Origin of the sequence: Polaromonas sp. UC242_47, from assembly GCF_044452385.1 — a bacterium.
Lineage (GTDB): Bacteria > Pseudomonadota > Gammaproteobacteria > Burkholderiales > Burkholderiaceae_C > Polaromonas.
The window spans coordinates 3400975-3419024 of sequence record NZ_JBIOAO010000001.1; the positions used below are offsets into that span (position 1 = coordinate 3400975).

An 18050-nucleotide genomic window follows, 5' to 3' on the forward strand; every position below is an offset into this window, starting at 1 on the left:
CCCCCACCCTTTCATTCATCACACCAAGGAGCCCCCATGCGAAATCCTCAGCGTCGTCTTCTCTGCTCGGCCATGCTCGCCCTGGCCACCACCGCCTTGCCGCAGATCGCGCTGGCGCAAAAATGGCCGGCCCAGCCGATTCGCATCATCGTGCCTTACACGGCAGGCGGCGGCTCGGACAACATCGCCCGCGCCCTCGGCACGGAGCTCTCGCGTGAACTGGGCCAGCCCGTCATCGTCGACAACAAACCCGGCGCCTCCGCCATGCTGGGCGCTGAAATGGTGGCGCGGGCCGCGCCCGATGGTTACACCCTGCTGCTGGCGGACATGCCGCACACCATCACGCCCAGCCTGTACAAAACGCCTTACGACGCGCTCAAGGATTTCACCGCCGTCGCCATGGTTGGCTCCTCGCCGCTGATACTCGCCGTCAACCCCAAACTCAAGGCGCAAACCGTGCAGGAGTACCTGGCCATGGCCAAGGCCAGCCCCGGCAAGCTCAACCTCGCCTCCGGCGGCAATGGCACGGCCACCCATCTGATGGGCGAGCTGATGAAGCTGCAAACCGGCGTTTTCATCACCCACATCCCTTACAAAGGTTCGGGCCAGGCCATCGCCGACGTGGTTGCCGGCCACACCGAAAGCATGTTCACCTCCGCACCCACCGTGGTGCCGCATGTCAAAAGCGGCTCCCTGCGCGCGCTGGCCACCACCGGCGCCAAACGCATGACGGCCCTGCCGAATGTGCCGACCTTTGAAGAAAGTGGTCTGAAAGGCCTGACGGTGTCGCACTGGTTCGGCCTCTTGGGCCCGGCCAAAATGCCGGCCAGCGTGCAGACCGCACTGCACGACGCCGTGACACGCGCCCTGAAGGCGCCCGCACTGCAGAGCAAACTCGAATCCCTGGGTATGGACATCACGCCCCAGACATCGGCGCAATTCGCGACACTGATGGAAGCGGACACCATCCGCTGGGCCAAAATCGTCAAAGAACGCAACATCAAGGCCGACTGAGTTCCATGCACCCACTGCCCCCCGCTCAACTCATAGACCTGCGCAGCGACACCGTCACCCAACCCACCGCCGCCATGCTGGAGGCCATGTGCCGCGCCCCGCTGGGCGATGACGGCCTGGACGGCGACCCCACGGTGCGCCAGCTGGAGGAAGTGAGCGCCGCCCGCTTCCACAAGGCCGCCGGCCTGTTTGTGGTGAGCGGCACCATGGGCAACCTGGTGGCGGTGCTGGCGCATGCCCGTGTGCCCGGCGAGGTGCTGGCCGAAGCCTCCAGCCACCTGCTGAACTCTGAACGCGCCGCCGCCGGCCTGACCGGCATGCATTACCGCAGCCTGCCCGGCACCGCCGGACTGATCAGCCTGGACGCACTCGCCGCCGCGCTGGATACCGACGCCGGGGCGCGCTGCCCCAGCGCCCTGGTCAGCGTGGAAAACACCCACAACGCACAAGGCGGCACGGTCGCCGCGCCACCTGCGCTGGCAGCGTTGTATGCGCTGGCCGCCGCCCAGGGCGTGCCGGTGCACACCGACGGCGCGCGTTTGTTCAATGCCGCGGTCGCGCTTGGGCTGCCCCTGCACCAATTGGCCGAACACACGGACTCGCTCACGGTCTGCCTGTCCAAAGGTTTGTCCGCGCCCGTCGGCTCCGTGCTGATGGGCTCGGCTGACTTCATAAAACGCGCGCGCAACATACGCCGCATGCTGGGCGGCACCATGCGCCAGGCCGGCGTACTGGCGGCCGCCGGGCTGGTGGCGCTGGAACACATGATCGATCGCCTGGCCGACGACCACCGGCGCGCCCGCGCCCTTTACCGCGGACTCCAGGCCATGGATGCGGCCTGGTGCGACCCGGCCGAGCCACAGACCAACATCGTGCGGGTACGCGTAGGCGCCAGCGCAGCCGACGGCCAGTTATGGGAACAGCAGTTGGCCCAGCACGGTGTGCTGGTGCGTGCCAGCGGTGCCGGCAGCTTGCGCCTGGTCACGCACAGGCATATCGACGATGAGGCTGTGGCGGCCACCTTGCGGGTGTTCGAGGCGCTTCGCAGAATCCAACATTAAATCGGCCTACAGCCCATACTCAGTGGGCGTAAGAAGCTATTGATTCAATAGCAAAGGCGCAAGAGGTCAGCCTTCTGGATTCAGTGAGAATGCGCCAGCCCGCTCACCACCGTCACCAGCGCAATGCCCACCGCCAGCCAGGCGATTTGCGCAAAAGTTTCGCGGGCGCTCAGGCGTTTTTGCAGTTGCGGAATCAGGTCGGCCAGCGCGACGTAGACAAAACTGCTGGACGCTACAACGAGGAAATACGGCAGCCAGTCGTGCAACATGTCCACCAGCGCGTAACCGACCAAGCCGCCCAGCGCGGTCACCGCGCCGGCCAGGGAGACCTTGACCAGCGCAATACGCTGGTTGCTGGAGCTCTGACGCAGCACCATCAGGTCGCCCATGTGGTGCGGAATTTCGTGCGCCAGCACGGCGAGTGCGGTGATCACACCCAGGCGCATGTCGGCGACAAAGGCCGAGGCAATCAGGATGCCGTCGCCAAAAGCGTGCACGCTGTCGCCGGTCAGCACGGCCCAGCTGCCGGGTCGGGCCGGATCGCCGTGGTGATGATGATGGTGGTGGTGCCCATGGCCGTGCTCCAGCGCACCGGGCGCGGTTTCCACATGTTCGGCTTCCAGGGAATTAGTGGTACGTATCGGTGCCAATATGTAGCCCAGGCCAGCATCCTGGCCTTTGGGGTCATGGTGTTCGTGGCCGTGGTGGTAAAGCTCGGCCTTGTCGAGCAAAAAGAAAAACACCAGGCCCACCAGCAAGGTGGCGAACAGCTCTTGGGCGCCGGCCTGGCTCTCGAAGGCTTCGGGCAGCAGGTGCATGAAGGCGGTGGCCAGCAAGGCGCCGGCCGCCAGGCTGAGCATGTGGGCGGTGTAACGCGCCAGCATGCCGAAGCTGAGCAAGGCCGCCAGCCACACGCTGCCGATGCCGGCGGCCAGGGTTCCGACCAAAATTGCTATCAATGTCATAGCTGCTTGCGACCTATCTATAAGGGCTAGAACCCTAAAAGGTTGAATAAATTTGCCAAAAAGAAAGCCACGCTAAAAAGCCGCCACACATTGCTGTGGGGCGGCTTGGCTGGGGCATGCCTAGAGTTTAAGCGACGCCGTTGGCCTTGAACCACGCCAGAGCGCGTTTCCAGCCATCTTCTGCCGGCTCCTTGCGAAAGCTAGGGCGGTAGTCGGCATGGAAAGCGTGCGGGGCATCAGGGTACACCACAAACTGCGAGGCCTTCGCCGCCGGGCTACCGGCAGCAAGAGCAGCTTTCATCTTATCAACCGTGTCAAGCGGGATGCCGCTGTCCTGCCCGCCGTACAGGCCCAGCACCGGGCCGTTCAGGATGGGGGTCAGGTCGATCGGGTTTTTCGGCGTGAGGGCGGTGTTGGCGCCAACCAGGCGGCCGTACCAGGCCACCGCGGCCTTGACGTTGGGGCTGTGTGCGGCATACAGCCAGCTCACGCGGCCACCCCAACAAAAGCCGGTGATGCCGACCTTGGCGGTGTTGCCGCCATTGGCGCCGGCCCATTTCACGGCGCCATCGAGGTCGGCCATGACCTGGGCATCGGGCACCTTGGAAACCACTTCGGCCATGAGTTTGGCCATCTCGCCGTATTGGGTCGGGTCGCCCTGGCGCGCAAACAGCTCGGGCGCAATCGCCAGGTAGCCGGCCTGGGCGAAGCGGCGGGCGGTGTCGGCAATGTATTCGTGCACACCAAAAATTTCCTGGATCACCAGGACCACCGGCAGGTTGGTTTTGCCGGCCGGTGCGGCGTAAAACACCGGCACCTTGAAGCCGTTGACCTCCACCGTGGTCTCGCCGGTTTTCAGGCCGTCTGACGAGGTCTTGATGGCGGTCTGCGCCATGATGGGCAGGGCCGTGGCCGCATACCCGACGCCCAGCGCGGCTTTTAGCGCGGTGCGGCGGGTGGCGCCGTTTTCCGTGCTGTGGCCGGGCAGCAGGGCATCGAACTCGGTTTTCTGATCGTTGTTGAGCATGGCGGCTTTCTGGATGAGTGGTTGAAACAAACCGCCCGAGTCTATGTGCTCGCCGACATTCTTGCCAGTGCGGGGACTACCAAGGTGCGCCCCGCCCCTGCCCTGCCCTCAAACAATCCTGACGCTGAGTTCAGGCAGGCCATCGATGTGGCATTCGATCACGTCGCCCTTGACGACAGGCCCGACGTTTTCCGGCGTGCCCGAATAAATGATGTCGCCGGGAAAGAGTTCAAAGGCTTCGGACAGTTTGGAGATTTGTTCGGCCACCGACCAGATCATGTGGTTCAAGGTGGCCTGCTGTTTGACCTGGCCGTTGACCTTGAGCCAGATCGCACCTTTGGTGTAGTGGCCGGTCTGCGCCACCTTGTGGATGGGGCCTATGGGCGCTGATTGGTCAAAACTTTTGCCAATCTCCCAGGGTTTTTTCTGGTCGCCCATGCCGCGCTGCAAATCGCGGCGTGTCATGTCCAGGCCCAAGGCGTAGCCGTAGACCAGGTCCAGCGCCTTGTCCATGGGAATGTTGCGCCCGCCCTTGGACAAGGCCGCCACCAGCTCCACTTCGTAATGGTAGTTTTTGGTCAGGGAGGGATAAGCATGGTCGGCGATCTTGCCGGGCGGCACGACCTGAATGGCGTCGGTCGGTTTCTGGAAAAAGAAAGGCGGCTCGCGTGTCGGGTCCGAGCCCATTTCGATCGCGTGGGCGGCGTAATTGCGGCCTATGCAATAAATCCGCCGCACCGGAAACATCTCGCTGCTGCCGGCGATGGGCACATAGGTGTCGGCCACGGCAAACGGTGTGGCGGGCGCATTGGCCGCCGTGCCGGGCGTGGCGCAACCCACCATAGCACCGGCCGTCATCAAGGCGCCGGTTTGCAAAATGCCGCGTTTGTTCATATCCGTCATGTCTCTCTCCAGAAGTGTGTGCAGGTTGGTTCGCAAGCAGCAGCATAAGCCGCCCTGGCGGGCCGCGGCCAGACACACTTACGCATTTACCGGACGATTCAATGCAGCCATGTTGCAGCGCAGCAGAAGTTCAGGCGCCGGAAATTTTTCGCGCGCACGCTGTCGCGGTATGCCTTGGGTGTCTGGCCAAACCGTTGGCGAAAGCGGCGGGCGAAATAAGCCTCGTCGGCAAAACCCGAGGCATGGGCCACACCGGCAATCCGCTGGCTGCTGTGCGCCAGCAACTCCTGCGCAAACTCCAGGCGCCGCTCGGTCACCAGTTCGGTGAAGGTTTTGCCGATTTCTTTTTTCAGCAGATGCGCCAGGTAATTGGGCGACAAAAACGCCGCGGCCGCCGCGTCAGCCAGCGTGATCTCGCTCGCCAGATGGTCGCGTATATAACGCACCGCGCGCTGCAGGCTGGCGCGCCGGCTACCTTGCTGGGCCTGGCTGGCGGACAGGCGCAGCAGGTCGGCTTCAAACTTGCGACAGGTCAGCGCGATCAGTTGCAGCATCAGGCCGCGAATCATCTCGATCGAGCCGAAGCGGCGCCTGGTATTTTCATCGGCGAGTTTTTCCAGCAGTACTTCGACTTCGGGAAACTCGTCTTCGTCGAAATAAAAGTCGGCGTATTCCTGGAACAAAAAAGGCGCGAGTTCGGGCGCCCGGCTCAGCGGCACGTCTTCCAGGTCCAGCGGGTCCACGTCCAGCCCGGGACGCAAGAACTGCTGCGCCATGTTGATGATGACGTAACGCGAGCCTTCGGGGTGCGGGATCACATGCACGCGGTAAGGCAGGATAAAACTCAGGTAGCCGCGCTTGAAAGGCCGCACCGTGCCGGCCACGTTTTGTTCGGTGTCGCCCTGCAGGCTGATCTGGATCTGGAAATATTCGTGCCGGTGCGGACGCACCAACGGCGGCCGCACCAGTTGCGAACGGATGTCAAAGTCCAGGTGGTCGGCCCGCTCCGACATGCCGTAGGTTTTGATGCCCGTCATACGCGTTGCGGCAGGCCGGCCTCAGTGCGCCTTTTCCCAATTCGGCCCAAAGCCGATCTCGGCCAGCAGCGGCACCTTGAGTTCGGCCACGCCGGCCATCAGGCGGGGAATCTCGGTGCGCACCCATTCGACCTCGGCCTCGGGCACCTCGAACACCAGTTCGTCATGCACCTGCATAATCATTTTGGTGGCACGATTTTCGGCGTCCAGCACCTGCTGCACCTTGTTCATGCTGAGCTTGATCAGGTCAGCGGCCGTGCCCTGCATGGGCGCGTTGATGGCCTGGCGCTCGGCGGCCTTTTTGCGCGGCCCGTTGCCGCCGGCGATCTCGGGCAACTGCAGGCGGCGGCCAAACACGGTCTCGACATAACGGTGCTGCTGGGCAAACAGCACGGTTTCCTCCATGTAAGTTTTCACGCCAGGATAACGCTGGAAATAGCGGTCTATGTAGGCCGCTGCGGCCTTGGTTTCAATGCCCAGATTCTTCGCCAGGCCAAAACTGCTCATGCCGTAGATCAGGCCGAAGTTGATGACCTTGGCGTAGCGGCGTTGCTCGCTGCTGACCTGATCGAGCGCCACGCCAAACACTTCGGCGGCGGTGGCACGGTGCACGTCCAGGCCGTCGGTGAAGGCGCGCAGCAGCGCTTCGTCGCCACTGATGTGGGCCATGATGCGCAGCTCGATTTGCGAATAGTCGGCGCTGGCAATCACGCTGCCGGCGGGTGCCACAAAGGCCTCGCGTACGCGCCTGCCCTCGGCGGTGCGCACCGGGATGTTCTGCAGATTCGGGTCGTTGCTGGAGAGACGGCCGGTGACGGCCACGGCCTGCGCGTAGTGGGTGTGGACCCGGCCCGTGCGCGGATGGGCCAGTTGCGCCAGCTTGTCGGTGTAAGTGCTTTTGAGCTTGCTGAGCGAGCGGTGCTCCAGCAGCTTGGCCGGCAGCGGGTAGTCTTCGGCAAGTTTCTCCAGCACTTCTTCGTCGGTGCTGCGCGCGCCGCTAGGCGTTTTCTTGACCACCGGCATGCCCAGCTTGTCAAAGAAAATTTCGCCCAGCTGTTTGGGACTGCCCAGGTTGAAGGGCTGGCCGGCGATCTCGTAGGCCTCGGCTTCCAGCTGCAAAATGCGCGTGCCCAGTTCGCCGCTTTGTTTGGCCAGCATGGGCGCGTCTATCAACACGCCGTTGCGCTCAATGCGGTACAGCGTTTCGCTGCTCTGCATTTCCAGTTCGTAAATAAAACGCAGCTTGTCATTGGCCTGCAACTGCGGCCACAAGACGCGGTGCACGTCCAGCGTCTGGTCGGAGTCTTCGCACGAATATTCGGCGGCCTTGGCAATATCGACCTGGTTGAACTTGATCTGGTGCACACCCTTGCCGCACAGGTCTTCGTAGTTGATGCCGCTGCGCCCCAGATGACGATCGGCCAGGCTGGCCAGGCCGTGCGGTTTGTTCACCTCCAGCACATAACTTTGCAGCATGGTGTCGTGGGCGTAGCCCTGGACCTCGATGCCGTGGTTGGCAAACACATGGCGGTCGTATTTGACATGCTGGCCGAGTTTTTTCCTGGCGCCGTTTTCCAACCAGGGCTTGAGGCGTGCCAGCACCTCGTCACGCGGCAGTTGCGCCGGCGCATCGGGGTAGTCGTGGGTCAGCGGAATGTAGGCGGCCTCACCGGGTGTGACGCTAAAACTCAGGCCCACAATGCTGGCCAACATTTCGTCGAGCGAGGTGGTTTCGGTGTCCAGCGCCACCAGCTCGGCGGCTTCGATTTTGGCCAGCCAGGCGTCAAACGCCTCCCAGGTAAAAATCGTGTCGTAGTGCACGTTGCTGGCCGGTGCGCTGGCTTCGGTCCCCTCGCCCGGCGCCTCTTCCGGCTCGGACGCGAACATGTCGCTGGTATCGGTGTCGCTCTTGGGCTTGGCGGGCTTGGCAGCCTTGGGGGTTGCTGCCGCATCGGTGCTGGCAGCCGAGTCGCCGCCTATAGAACGGACAAGGCCCTTGAAGCCGTATTTTTCATAAAAAGACTTCAAGGCCTCGGTCTGCTGCTCGCCCATGGCGATGGCATCCATCGCAGGCAGGCCGGCGATGTAGTCGGACAACTCGCAGTCCTTCTTGATGGTCACCAGCGCCCGGCCCGTGGGCAGCCAGTCCAGCGAATTGCGCAGGTTCTCGCCAACCACACCCTTGATCTCGCCGGCGCGCGCCACCAGGGCATCGAGCGAGCCGTATTCCTGCAGCCACTTGACGGCGGTCTTGGGGCCGACCTTGGGCACGCCCGGCACGTTGTCCACCGTGTCGCCGACCAGGGTCTGGTAGTCCACCATCAGGCGCGGCGGCACGCCAAACTCGGCCTCGACGCCGGCCAGGTCGCGGCGCCTGTCGTTCATGGTGTCGATGACGGTGATGTGTTCATCAACCAACTGGCTCAAGTCCTTGTCGCCGCTGGAAATGATGACTTCAATGCCCTGCTGCGAGCCCAGGCAGGCCAGCGTACCGATGACGTCATCGGCTTCCACGCCGGGCACGGCCAGCACCTTCCAGCCCAGCAGCTGCACCACCTCATGGATCGACTCCACCTGGCTGCGCAAATCGTCCGGCATGGGCGAACGCTGGGCCTTGTATTCGGCGTAAATGTCATCGCGAAACGTCGGGCCTTTGGCATCAAACACACACACGGCGTAATCGGCCCGCACATCCTTGCGCAGCTTTTGCATCATGTTGATCATGCCGCGTATGGCGCCCGTGGCCGGGCTGTTGGGGTCGCCCGGGTCGGCGCGCAGGTCGGGCATGGCGTGGAAAGCGCGGTACAGGTAGCTGGAGCCGTCCACCAGCAGAAGTGTTTTTTTGTCGGTGCTCATGGGCCTGATTGTCAGCTATATCCTGGGAGGCTCTGCCTGACTTCACGCCGCGCGCGGCGGGGCTTTCGCGGGATACGCCGTGAGGCACAAAACCCAAGGCAAGGCTGGCCGCCTGGCCTGGTTTTGTAACAAAGCGGATCGCCCGCAAAAGCCCCGCCGCGCATGGCGGAAGTTGGGCATAGCATCCCGGGCGCCAGCGTCCTACAATGGACCCATGCAACACCCTATTTGCTCCCTCCTGCTCGTTGGCGCCGCTGCGGCATGGACAGCCGTCCCGGCTTGGGCCCAGACAGCGACGCCGGCACAGTCGCTCGCTCCCGCGCCTGCCCTGGAGCCCGGCACCAACCCGGTCAGCCGCCGGCCGGAGCCCGCCATCCAGCGCATCCACGTCGAAGACGCTGGTTCGCGCATTGACGAATTGCGGGTGGGCGGTGAGACGCAAAACATCACCGTGCAGTCCAAGGCCAATGTACCGGCCTACGAAGTCTTGCCCTCCGACGACGCCAAGGGTGGCGGCACGGCCCCCGCCAAATCGAGCGGTGTGGGCGCGACCGGCAGCCGTGTCTGGAACGTGTTCAAGTTTTAATTTTTGCTTTAGTTTCAGGTTTCAGTTTCAGGCATGGCCGTTTACACCGAAGTCTCGTTCGACGAGGCCGCTCCCCTTTTGCTATCTCTCGGGCTGGGGCAGCTCCAAACCATCACCGCTTGCGCGGGTGGCATAGAAAACACCAACTACTTTGTCGACACCGACCAGGGTCGCTACGTGTTGACGCTGTTCGAGCGCCTGTCATTTGAGCAGTTGCCGTTTTACCTGTATTTGATGCAACACCTGGCGCAGCACGGCATTCCCGTGCCCGAGCCGCATGCCCTGGTGAATGGCAAGGCCGGCAAACCCGGCGACATCCTGCTCAAGCTCAAAGGCAAACCCGCCGCCGTGGTGGACCGCCTGCGCGGCCGCAGCGAACTCGCGCCCACGCCAGCCCACTGTGCGGCCGTCGGCGACATGCTGGCGCGTATGCACCTGGCCGGGCTCGACTACCCGCGCCAGCAGCCCAATCTGCGCGGCCTGGCCTGGTGGAATGAGACCGTGCCCGTGGTTCTGCCCCATCTGGACCCGGCGCAAAACCGCCTGATCCTGTCCGAGCTGGCTTACCAGAACCATGTGGCGGCCTCTTCGGCCTGCCAGGCCTTGCCGCGCGGGCCGGTGCATGCCGACCTGTTTCGCGACAACGTGATGTTCGACCGCCAAGGCGACAGCCTGGAGCTGACCGGCTTTTTTGACTTTTATTTTGCCGGCTGGGACGCTTTCCTGTTCGACATAGGCGTCACCCTGAACGACTGGTGTGTGGACCTGGCCACAGGCGCACACGATGCCGAACGCGCCCGGGCCTTCATGGCCGCCTACCAGGCGGTGCGCCGCCTGAGCCCGCAGGAGCGCAACTTGCTGCCGGCCATGCAACGCGCCGGCGCCCTTCGTTTCTGGATTTCACGCTTGTGGGACTTACACCTGCCGCGCGAAGCCGCGGTGTTGCAGGCGCACGATCCCGGCCATTTCGAGCGTGTATTGCGCCAGCGTATTGCCCATCCTTACAGCCTGCAAGACTGAGGCCGGTGCCCGTGATGCCGGCAGCGTCAGAAAATGGCTGCCGACCCCGATTTTTGAAGCAAACTTCTCCGCAGGCGTTAAATTGTTCATCCCATCGCCGCATTTCCCCGCGCAAGTGAACCCGGACCGCCCTGAACCTCTCAACATGCAAGCCTCGCCATGAAACTCAACATCGTTCCCGCACGCACCGGCATCACATGGGTCAAGCTCGGCATCCAGACATTTTTCAAACAACCGCTGGCCTTGTCGGGCCTGTTTTTCCTCTACATGGCGACCGCGACGCTGGCCTCGCTGATTCCCGTGGTCGGCGTGGTGCTGGCACTGGCCATCGTGCCGGCCGCCACACTGGGCCTGATGGCTGCCACGCTGGAGGCCACCAAAGGGAAATTCCCCATGCCCACCATCCTGGTCTCCGCCTTCCGGGCCGGCCAGCAGCGCGGCCGGGCCATGCTGATCCTGGGTTTTTTGTATGCGGCGGCTTGCCTGCTGGTGGTGTCCGTGGTGCCGCTGTTTTTTGATGCCCCGGTCAGCCGCGAAAGTGCGCTGTCACCCGGAATGCAGGGCACGATGCTGGTGGTCATGGCGTTTTACCTGCCGATCTCGATCTTGTTCTGGCATGCACCCGCGCTGGTGCACTGGCATGGCGTGCCGCCGGTCAAAAGCCTGTTTTTCAGCGCCGTCGTGTGTTTCAGGAATGCCGGCGCCTACGCCGTGTTCGGCATCGCCTGGATGGTGGTGCTGATGGTGGTCGGGGTCTTGGTCACGCTGGTGGCCGGCCTGCTGGGCAGTCCGGAAGCCGCGGCCGCGCTGATCATGCCCGTCGCCCTGCTGATGGCGGCCATGTTTTCGACCTCGATTTATTTCACCTTCGAGGGCAGTTTTGCCGCGTCACCCGAGGACGAGGCCCTGCCCCCCGCCGGAGATACGCCGTAAACCAAGCCCTGCGCCAAGCTCAGGCCGCGCGGCGCACTTCCAGGATTTCGTAGTCCAGCGCTTCCCGGTAGACCTTGGCGTCATGCAGCGCCAGGTGCAGCAAAATTTTCGTGGCATGGGCTTTCACGACACGGTGCAACAAGGCACCCACCACCACCAGCGGCAAACCGATCCACGGGTAACCCGACAGGCCTAAGGCCGTGCCTATGCCCAGCAGGGGCAACGAGATACCCACCACAAACAAGCGGTGTTTGACGTATTTCTGGGCGCGCTCGGGGTTCACGATCAGGCGGAAACGGCCAGCGGGCACGCCGGTGCGAAATTCCTGGTGCGCCACCTCGGTAGCTAAAGATTCAGCGCTTGTCTCGGTCTCGTTCATTGTTGTCTCGCTGGCTGCAGGTCCATGAGCCGCAGGCTGATGCCTTGCGTTGGGCCTATCTTAACCAGACGCTGACGGCGCTAGACGATGGTCAGTTTGGCCACACTCAGCGCCAGCCATTTCACGCCATGGCGCGGGAAGTTGATCTGGGCCCGGGCGTCATCACCGCTGCCTTCCAGCATCAAGACCTTGCCTTCGCCAAACTTGGCGTGGAACACCGCCATACCGCTTTTCAGGCCATGTGAAGGTGTGTTGCGCTGCGGCGGCACCGGCGGATTGGCAAATCGCTCGCCGCCCGCATTTCTTGAGGAAAAAGCAGCTGCCGCCCAATCGCCACGGGCGCCACCAGCTCCTGAATTGCTAGCACCTTGCCAGCCACCCGAATGACCGCCATAGGCCTGCGCCAAACCCTGGTTTTTCGGCGTGATCCACTTGAGCGCGCTTTCCGGCAGTTCGTCGAAAAAGCGGCTCTTCAGGTTGTAACGCGTCTGGCCGTGCAACATGCGGGTCTGCGAGTGGCTCAGGTACAGGCGCTTGCGCGCGCGCGTGATGGCCACATACATCAGGCGGCGTTCTTCCTCGATGCCGCCGGCGTCGCTCAGCGAGTTTTCGTGCGGAAAAATGCCGTCTTCCAGCCCGGTGATAAACACGCAGTCAAACTCCAGGCCCTTGGACGAATGCACCGTCATCAGTTGCACGGCATCCTGGCCAGCCTTCGCCTGGTTGTCGCCGGCCTCCAGCGCGGCGTGGGTCAAAAAGGCGGCCAGCGGCGACAAGGTCTCGCCGGTTTCGCTGTCGGGCGCCAAGGCCTCTGGCAAAGGTTCATCCAGCAAGAATGCCGACGGGTCCAGGCCCTGGCTGGCCGGCGACTGGCGCAGAGCGGCACCGAGTTCATCCACCGGCAAGGCCACGGCGTCGCGGCCAAACCCTTCCTGGCTCACAAAAGACTCGGCGGCGTTGACCAGTTCGGCCAGATTCTCCAGTCGATCCTCGCCTTCTTTTTCCAGCTTGTAATGTTCTTCAAGGCCGCTGTGCTGCAACACCAGTTCGATGATTTCACGCAAGGTCAAACCCGCCGTCTGCTCGCGCAACACATCGAGCTTGGCCACAAAAGCGCCCAGATTCGCACCGGCCTTGCCCGGCACCGCGCTCACGCCGTCATGCAGGGAGCAACCCGCGGCGCGCGCCACGTCCTGCAACTGCTCGACCGTGCGTGCGCCAATGCCGCGCGGCGGAAAATTGACGACACGCATGAAACTGGTGTCGTCGTTCGGGTTCTCCAGCAGACGCAGATAGGCCAGCGCATGTTTGATTTCGGCGCGCTCGAAAAAACGCAGGCCGCCATACACGCGGTAAGGCACACCGGCGTTGAACAGCGCGGTTTCCATGACCCGGCTTTGCGCATTGCTGCGGTACAGCAGCGCAATTTCTTTGCGTTCGGTGCCTTCGCGCACCAGTTGTTTGACCTCGTCGACAAACCACTGGGCTTCGGCAAAATCGCTGGTTGATTCATACACCCGCACCGGTTCGCCCGGGCCGGCTTCGGTGCTCAGGTTTTTGCCCAGGCGTTTGCTGTTGTGGCTGATGAGTTCGTTGGCCGAATCCAGGATGTTGCCGAAGCTGCGGTAGTTGCGCTCCAGCTTGATCTGGTGCGTCACATTGAATTCGCGCACAAAGTCGGTCATGTTGCCGACACGGGCACCGCGAAAGGCGTAAATGCTCTGGTCGTCGTCACCCACGGCCACGACCGAACCACCGGGTAGGGCGCCGGCACCGGCCTCATCGCCCTGCCCGGCCAGCATCTTGATCCAGGCGTATTGCAGCTTGTTGGTGTCCTGGAACTCGTCGATCAGGATGTGGCGAAAACGCCGCTGGTAATGCTCGCGCACCGGGGCGTTGTCACGCAGCAGTTCGTAGCTGCGCAGCATCAGCTCGCCGAAATCGACCACACCTTCACGCTGGCACTGCTCTTCATAGAGCGCGTAAATCTCGGCCTTCTTGCGGCTTTCCTCGTCGCGCACCGTCAGGTCCTTGGCGCGCTGACCGTCTTCCTTGCAGGCGGCAATAAACCACTGCAACTGCTTGGGTGGAAAACGCTCGTCGTCGATGTTGAACTGCTTGCACAGGCGTTTGATGGCCGACAGCTGATCCTGCGTGTCCAGAATCTGGAAGGTCGAGGGCAGATTCGCCAGCTTGTAATGCGCGCGCAAAAAACGGTTGCACAGGCCGTGGAAGGTGCCTATCCACATGCCGCGCACATTCACCGGCAACATGGCCGAGAGCCGCGCCAGCATCTCCTTGGCGGCCTTGTTGGTGAAGGTCACGGCCAGGATGCCGCCAGGCGAGACCTGCCCGGTTTGCAGCAGCCAGGCGATACGCGTGGTCAGCACCCGGGTCTTGCCGGAACCGGCACCGGCCAGAATCAGCGCGTGGGTCGCGGGTAAAGTGACCGCAGCCAGTTGCTCCGGATTAAGATTTTGTAAAAGAGGGGAGCTTGATGCGGCGTCTGAGAACATCCCTCATTGTAGAAAGCCCCAGATGTATCGTTTGTTTCCATTCCGGGTAACCTTTTGGGCGCCTGTTGCGCTGTTGTGCCTGGTGCAGCTCGCCCAGGCGCAGTCGTCCTGCGCCAGTGACGGCCAGCCCGTGCCCACGGCCCTGGTCGAGCGTTTTATCAACGCCGACTGCGCCGATTGCTGGACCGACCCGGCCACACCCCGCCTGCGGCGCGGCACGGTGGCGCTGGACTGGGTCACCCCAGGCGGCCTGGGCGAAGACGCGCCGCTGTCGGCCGTGGCCACGCGAGATGCACTGGTCCGGCTGCAGGCCCTGGGCGGGCCTGTTCCCGCCACAGCCAGCAGCCGCAGCCATCCTGTGAAGGCGCTCAAGGGCGCCAGCCTGCGCGTGGCGCACGGCCTGGCCGTTGCCGATTACATAGGCGCCTCCATAGAACTCAAACCAATTCCGGCGGCCGCCAGACAGCAGACGTGGACCTCCTGGCTGGCACTGGTGGAAACCTTGCCGGCCGGCACCGAAGGTTCGCCAACGGAGCGGAATCTGGTCAGAAACCTGCTCCAGTCCAATTGGGACGGGCGCAAGAAGCTATCAAAAACAGAGCAAGACAGGTTTTTCGAGACACGTCCCATGAACACCCCCCCGGCGGCCAACCCGAAGCGCCTGCGCGTGATCGGCTGGGTCGAGGACGAAACCGGCCAGGTTGTGGCGGCAGCACAATCGCGCTGCAAAACCCCGTTCAAATAAGCCGCGCAGGCGTGCCCAGAGGCGCGTGTGCGCCGGACCAGCGGTCTTGTGGACGCCGCGCCACTGTAAAGAACAATCCCGTTTTCGCGTTTTTTGCGGCTTGGTCTTATCATGCGCCTTTGGCCTGTTGTACCCCGCTGCATCGCAAATGCGTTGTGGAGACGTATTGCGTGTAGGGCTGGGCTGGGATGGGATAGGCCAGGGTGGATTCGCCATGTCACTCTCGCAGAGGATCGCCATGTCCAAAGCCGGCATTCATGCCATTCCCGCAGCGGCGCCCAGGCCCGCCAGCCTGCGGCTGGGCCTCGCCACCGCCTTGCTGTTGGGCGGCTGCGCGGTCGGACCCGACTTCCAATCACCCCAACCACCCGCTGCGGCCAGCGGCAACACCTACACACCCACACCGGTGGCGCCAGAAACCGTGTCGGCGCCAGGCCCCGGAGGCGCGTCGCAGCGCCTGCTGGCCGGGCAGGACATCCCGGCGCAGTGGTGGTCGCTGTTTCACTCCGACGCGCTGGACCAGTTGATCCGTGCCGCGCTTGTGCAAAGCCCTAACCTTGCGGCGGCGCAGGCGGCGCTGCGTCAGGCCCAGGAAACGCTCAGGGCGCAGACCGGCGCGCTGCAGTACCCGAACGTCGGACTGCAACTCGGCGCGCAGCGAGAGCGTGCGAACACCTACACAAGCGCCGGCGTGGCCGACTTCAACCTGTACAACGCCTCCGTCAATGTGAGCTACACGCTGGACCTGTTCGGCGGCAATCGCCGCGCGCTGGAGGGCCTGGCGGCCGCCGTCGACTACCAGCGCTTCCAGGTCGAGGCGGCCCATCTGGCGCTGACGTCCAACCTGGTCACCACGGCGATCCGCGAGGCCTCGCTGCGTGCGCAACTGCAGGCCACGCGCGAGGTGCTGGCGCTGCAGGAAAAACAACTCTCGGTGGTGGATGTGCAGTTCAACGCCGGGGCGGTGGCGCGTTCGGCGGTGTTGACGCAGCGCACGCAGGTGACACAAACGCGTGCGACCATCCCGCCGCTCGAAAAAGCGCTGGCGCAGACGCGGCATCAGCTCTCGGTCTACGCCGGCAAGCTGCCGAGCGAGTTGGGCTTGCCCGAGTTCCAGCTTGATTCGCTGCAACTGCCTCAGGAATTGCCGGTCACGTTGCCGTCATCGCTGGTGCGCCAGCGCCCCGACATTCGCGCCAGCGAAGCGCTGCTGCACCAGGCCAGCGCGCAGGTTGGCGTGGCCACCGCGGCGCAGTACCCGCAACTCAACCTGAGTGCCAGCTACGGTACCAGCGCCTTCGAGGCCAGCCAGCTCTTCACGCCTGCCTCCGTACTCTGGAGCCTGGCCGCGGGACTGACCCTGCCGATTTTCAATGGCGGCGCGCTGAGCGCCAAGAAGCGGGCGGCCGTGGCGGCCTACGACCAGGCCCAGGCGCAATACCAGGCGACGGTGCTGGGCGCCTTCCAGAACGTGGCCGATGCGCTGCGGGCGATCGAGTCCGACGCAGAAGCGCTGAGCGCCCAGGCGCAGGCCGAGGCGCTGGCGCGCGAGGCGCTGACCCTGACGAATGACCAATACAAGCTGGGCGCGGTCAGCTATTTGCAACTGCTCGATGCACAACGCACCTACCAGCAAACCCGGATCAGCCTGGTACAGGCCCAGGCGGCTCGCTACGCCGACACGGCCGCGCTGTTCCAGGCCTTGGGCGGCTGGTGGAACGCACCAGCCCTGGCCGATGCCTCGCGGCCAAGCACGACAGCCGTCATGGAACGTCCAGCCCTCGCGCCGGTACGCTGATGGAACAAGCCACCCAACAGGAACAGGGGATCTCATGACCAAGCGAATGCTCATCATGATCGGAGGCGTACTGGTGCTGGTGGCCGTGCTGGCGCTTGGCTTTTTCCTGCACATCCGCAGCATCATCGCCAACTCGCCCAAGCCAGGGCCACAGACCGTCTCGACCATCAAGGCCCAGGTGCTCGAATGGCAGCCCCAGATCCCCTCCGTCGGCACGCTGGTCGCGGTGCGCGGCGTCGATGTGACGACCGAAATCGCGGGCTTGGTGCGCAGCGTCAATTTCAAATCGGGCCAGGACGTCAAGGCCGGCGAATTGCTGGTGCAGCTCAATGCCGACTCCGACGTGGCCCAGCTCAACTCGCTGCAGGCCGCGGCCGAGCTGTCGGCCGTCACACTCAAGCGTGACCAGGCGCAGCTGGCCGGCCAGGCGGTGAGCCAGGCGCTGGTCGACAACGACCTGGCCGACCTCAAGAGCCGCCGCGCGCTGGTGGCCCAGCAACAGGCGCTGGTGGCGAAGAAGACCATACGCGCACCCTTCGCCGGGCGGCTCGGCATCACGACGGTGAACCCGGGCCAGTACCTGAATCCGGGCGACACCATCGTCACGCTGCAGACCATAGACCCGATCTACGCCAACTTCTCGGCGCCGCAAAAACAGATTGCCAGCCTGTCGGTGGGTCAGGTCGTGAACGTGGCCACCGATGCTTTTGCCGGTGAGCTGTTCCCGGGCAAGATCAACGCCATCAGCCCCAAGGTCGACCCGAGCACGCGCAACGTGTCGCTCCAGGCCACGATCGCCAACCCGCAGCGCCGGCTGCTGCCCGGCATGTTCGCGCGCGCCAATGTCGACGTCGGCCAGAAGCAGCGCTACCTGACCTTGCCGCAGACCGCGATCACCTACAACCCCTACGGCGCCACCGTGTTCATCCTGAAACCCGCCGAGGCCCAGCCCGCGCCGGGCGGCAAGGATGAGAAAAACGCCAAGCCCGCGGCCCCGGCCGCGCCGGCGGGCTCGCTCGTCGCGCAACAGGTGTTCGTGACCACCGGCGAAACGCGCGGCGACCAGGTCGCGATCCTCAAAGGCGTCGTCGAAGGCCAGGAGGTTGTCACCAGCGGCCAGCTCAAGCTGAAAAACGGCACGCCGGTGGTGGTCGACAACCGGGTACAGCCGGCCAACAGCGCTAACCCGACGCCGCAGGAAAAGTGAAGG

General features: G+C 63.7%; 15 protein-coding genes. 8 read left to right on the plus strand and 7 right to left on the minus strand.

Annotated features, from left to right (window positions below; translation table 11 throughout):
- Positions 1 to 36 precede the first annotated feature (36 nt).
- A complete protein-coding gene (locus ACHMXK_RS16435; RefSeq protein WP_397441605.1) occupies positions 37 to 1014 on the plus strand; it encodes a tripartite tricarboxylate transporter substrate binding protein in 978 nt (325 codons plus the stop codon).
- A complete protein-coding gene (locus ACHMXK_RS16440) occupies positions 1011 to 2075 on the plus strand; it encodes a threonine aldolase family protein (RefSeq protein WP_397442546.1) in 1065 nt (354 codons plus the stop codon). Before ACHMXK_RS16435 ends, ACHMXK_RS16440 begins: the two co-directional genes overlap by 4 nt.
- Positions 2076 to 2155: 80 nt before the next feature.
- Here ACHMXK_RS16440 and ACHMXK_RS16445 read toward each other — a convergent pair whose 3' ends face one another.
- From ACHMXK_RS16445 to polA, 5 genes are all read right to left on the minus strand, one after another.
- Positions 2156 to 3040: a ZIP family metal transporter gene (locus tag ACHMXK_RS16445; RefSeq protein ID WP_397441606.1), complete on the minus strand. Its 885-nt coding sequence runs from the start codon at positions 3038 to 3040 to the stop codon at positions 2156 to 2158.
- 127 nt (positions 3041 to 3167) lie between these two features.
- On the minus strand, positions 3168 to 4067 hold the full coding sequence (locus ACHMXK_RS16450) for a dienelactone hydrolase family protein (protein WP_397441607.1): 900 nt from the start codon (positions 4065 to 4067) through the stop codon (positions 3168 to 3170).
- A gap of 108 nt (positions 4068 to 4175) precedes the next feature.
- Positions 4176 to 4970, minus strand: a complete 795-nt coding sequence (locus tag ACHMXK_RS16455; RefSeq protein WP_397441608.1) for a fumarylacetoacetate hydrolase family protein — start codon at positions 4968 to 4970, stop codon at positions 4176 to 4178.
- Between the two features lie 98 nt (positions 4971 to 5068).
- Positions 5069 to 6007 (minus strand): helix-turn-helix transcriptional regulator, encoded by a 939-nt coding sequence (locus ACHMXK_RS16460; protein ID WP_397441609.1) that lies wholly within the window; start codon positions 6005 to 6007, stop codon positions 5069 to 5071.
- 21 nt (positions 6008 to 6028) lie between these two features.
- Positions 6029 to 8863: a DNA polymerase I gene (gene polA / locus ACHMXK_RS16465; RefSeq protein WP_397441610.1), complete on the minus strand. Its 2835-nt coding sequence runs from the start codon at positions 8861 to 8863 to the stop codon at positions 6029 to 6031.
- Between the two features lie 214 nt (positions 8864 to 9077).
- Here polA and ACHMXK_RS16470 point away from each other — a divergent pair, with 214 nt between their 5' ends.
- The 3 genes from ACHMXK_RS16470 to ACHMXK_RS16480 all read left to right on the plus strand — a co-directional run bounded on the left by ACHMXK_RS16470 (position 9078) and on the right by ACHMXK_RS16480 (position 11402).
- Positions 9078 to 9449 carry a hypothetical protein gene (locus ACHMXK_RS16470; RefSeq protein ID WP_397441611.1) on the plus strand — a complete coding sequence of 124 codons (372 nt, stop codon included), beginning with the start codon at positions 9078 to 9080 and terminating at the stop codon, positions 9447 to 9449.
- Between the two features lie 33 nt (positions 9450 to 9482).
- Positions 9483 to 10469: a homoserine kinase gene (locus ACHMXK_RS16475; RefSeq protein ID WP_397441612.1), complete on the plus strand. Its 987-nt coding sequence runs from the start codon at positions 9483 to 9485 to the stop codon at positions 10467 to 10469.
- A 159-nt stretch (positions 10470 to 10628) separates the two neighbouring features.
- Positions 10629 to 11402, plus strand: coding sequence for a BPSS1780 family membrane protein (locus tag ACHMXK_RS16480; protein ID WP_397441613.1), 774 nt, complete (start codon positions 10629 to 10631; stop codon positions 11400 to 11402).
- A 19-nt stretch (positions 11403 to 11421) separates the two neighbouring features.
- On the opposite strand, the gene ACHMXK_RS16485 is transcribed toward ACHMXK_RS16480, so the two are convergent.
- Positions 11422 to 11781 (minus strand): hypothetical protein, encoded by a 360-nt coding sequence (locus ACHMXK_RS16485; protein ID WP_397441614.1) that lies wholly within the window; start codon positions 11779 to 11781, stop codon positions 11422 to 11424.
- A gap of 80 nt (positions 11782 to 11861) precedes the next feature.
- The gene (locus ACHMXK_RS16490) at positions 11862 to 14297 is read right to left on the minus strand and encodes a UvrD-helicase domain-containing protein (RefSeq protein WP_397441615.1); all 2436 of its coding nucleotides are present in this window, start codon (positions 14295 to 14297) and stop codon (positions 11862 to 11864) included.
- A 22-nt stretch (positions 14298 to 14319) separates the two neighbouring features.
- Between ACHMXK_RS16490 and ACHMXK_RS16495 the strand changes: the two genes are divergently transcribed.
- The 3 genes from ACHMXK_RS16495 to ACHMXK_RS16505 all read left to right on the plus strand — a co-directional run bounded on the left by ACHMXK_RS16495 (position 14320) and on the right by ACHMXK_RS16505 (position 18047).
- The gene (locus tag ACHMXK_RS16495) at positions 14320 to 15042 is read left to right on the plus strand and encodes a hypothetical protein (protein ID WP_397441616.1); all 723 of its coding nucleotides are present in this window, start codon (positions 14320 to 14322) and stop codon (positions 15040 to 15042) included.
- A 214-nt stretch (positions 15043 to 15256) separates the two neighbouring features.
- Positions 15257 to 16840: an efflux transporter outer membrane subunit gene (locus ACHMXK_RS16500; protein WP_397441617.1), complete on the plus strand. Its 1584-nt coding sequence runs from the start codon at positions 15257 to 15259 to the stop codon at positions 16838 to 16840.
- 34 nt (positions 16841 to 16874) lie between these two features.
- Positions 16875 to 18047 (plus strand): efflux RND transporter periplasmic adaptor subunit, encoded by a 1173-nt coding sequence (locus ACHMXK_RS16505; RefSeq protein ID WP_397441618.1) that lies wholly within the window; start codon positions 16875 to 16877, stop codon positions 18045 to 18047.
- Positions 18048 to 18050 lie beyond the last annotated feature (3 nt).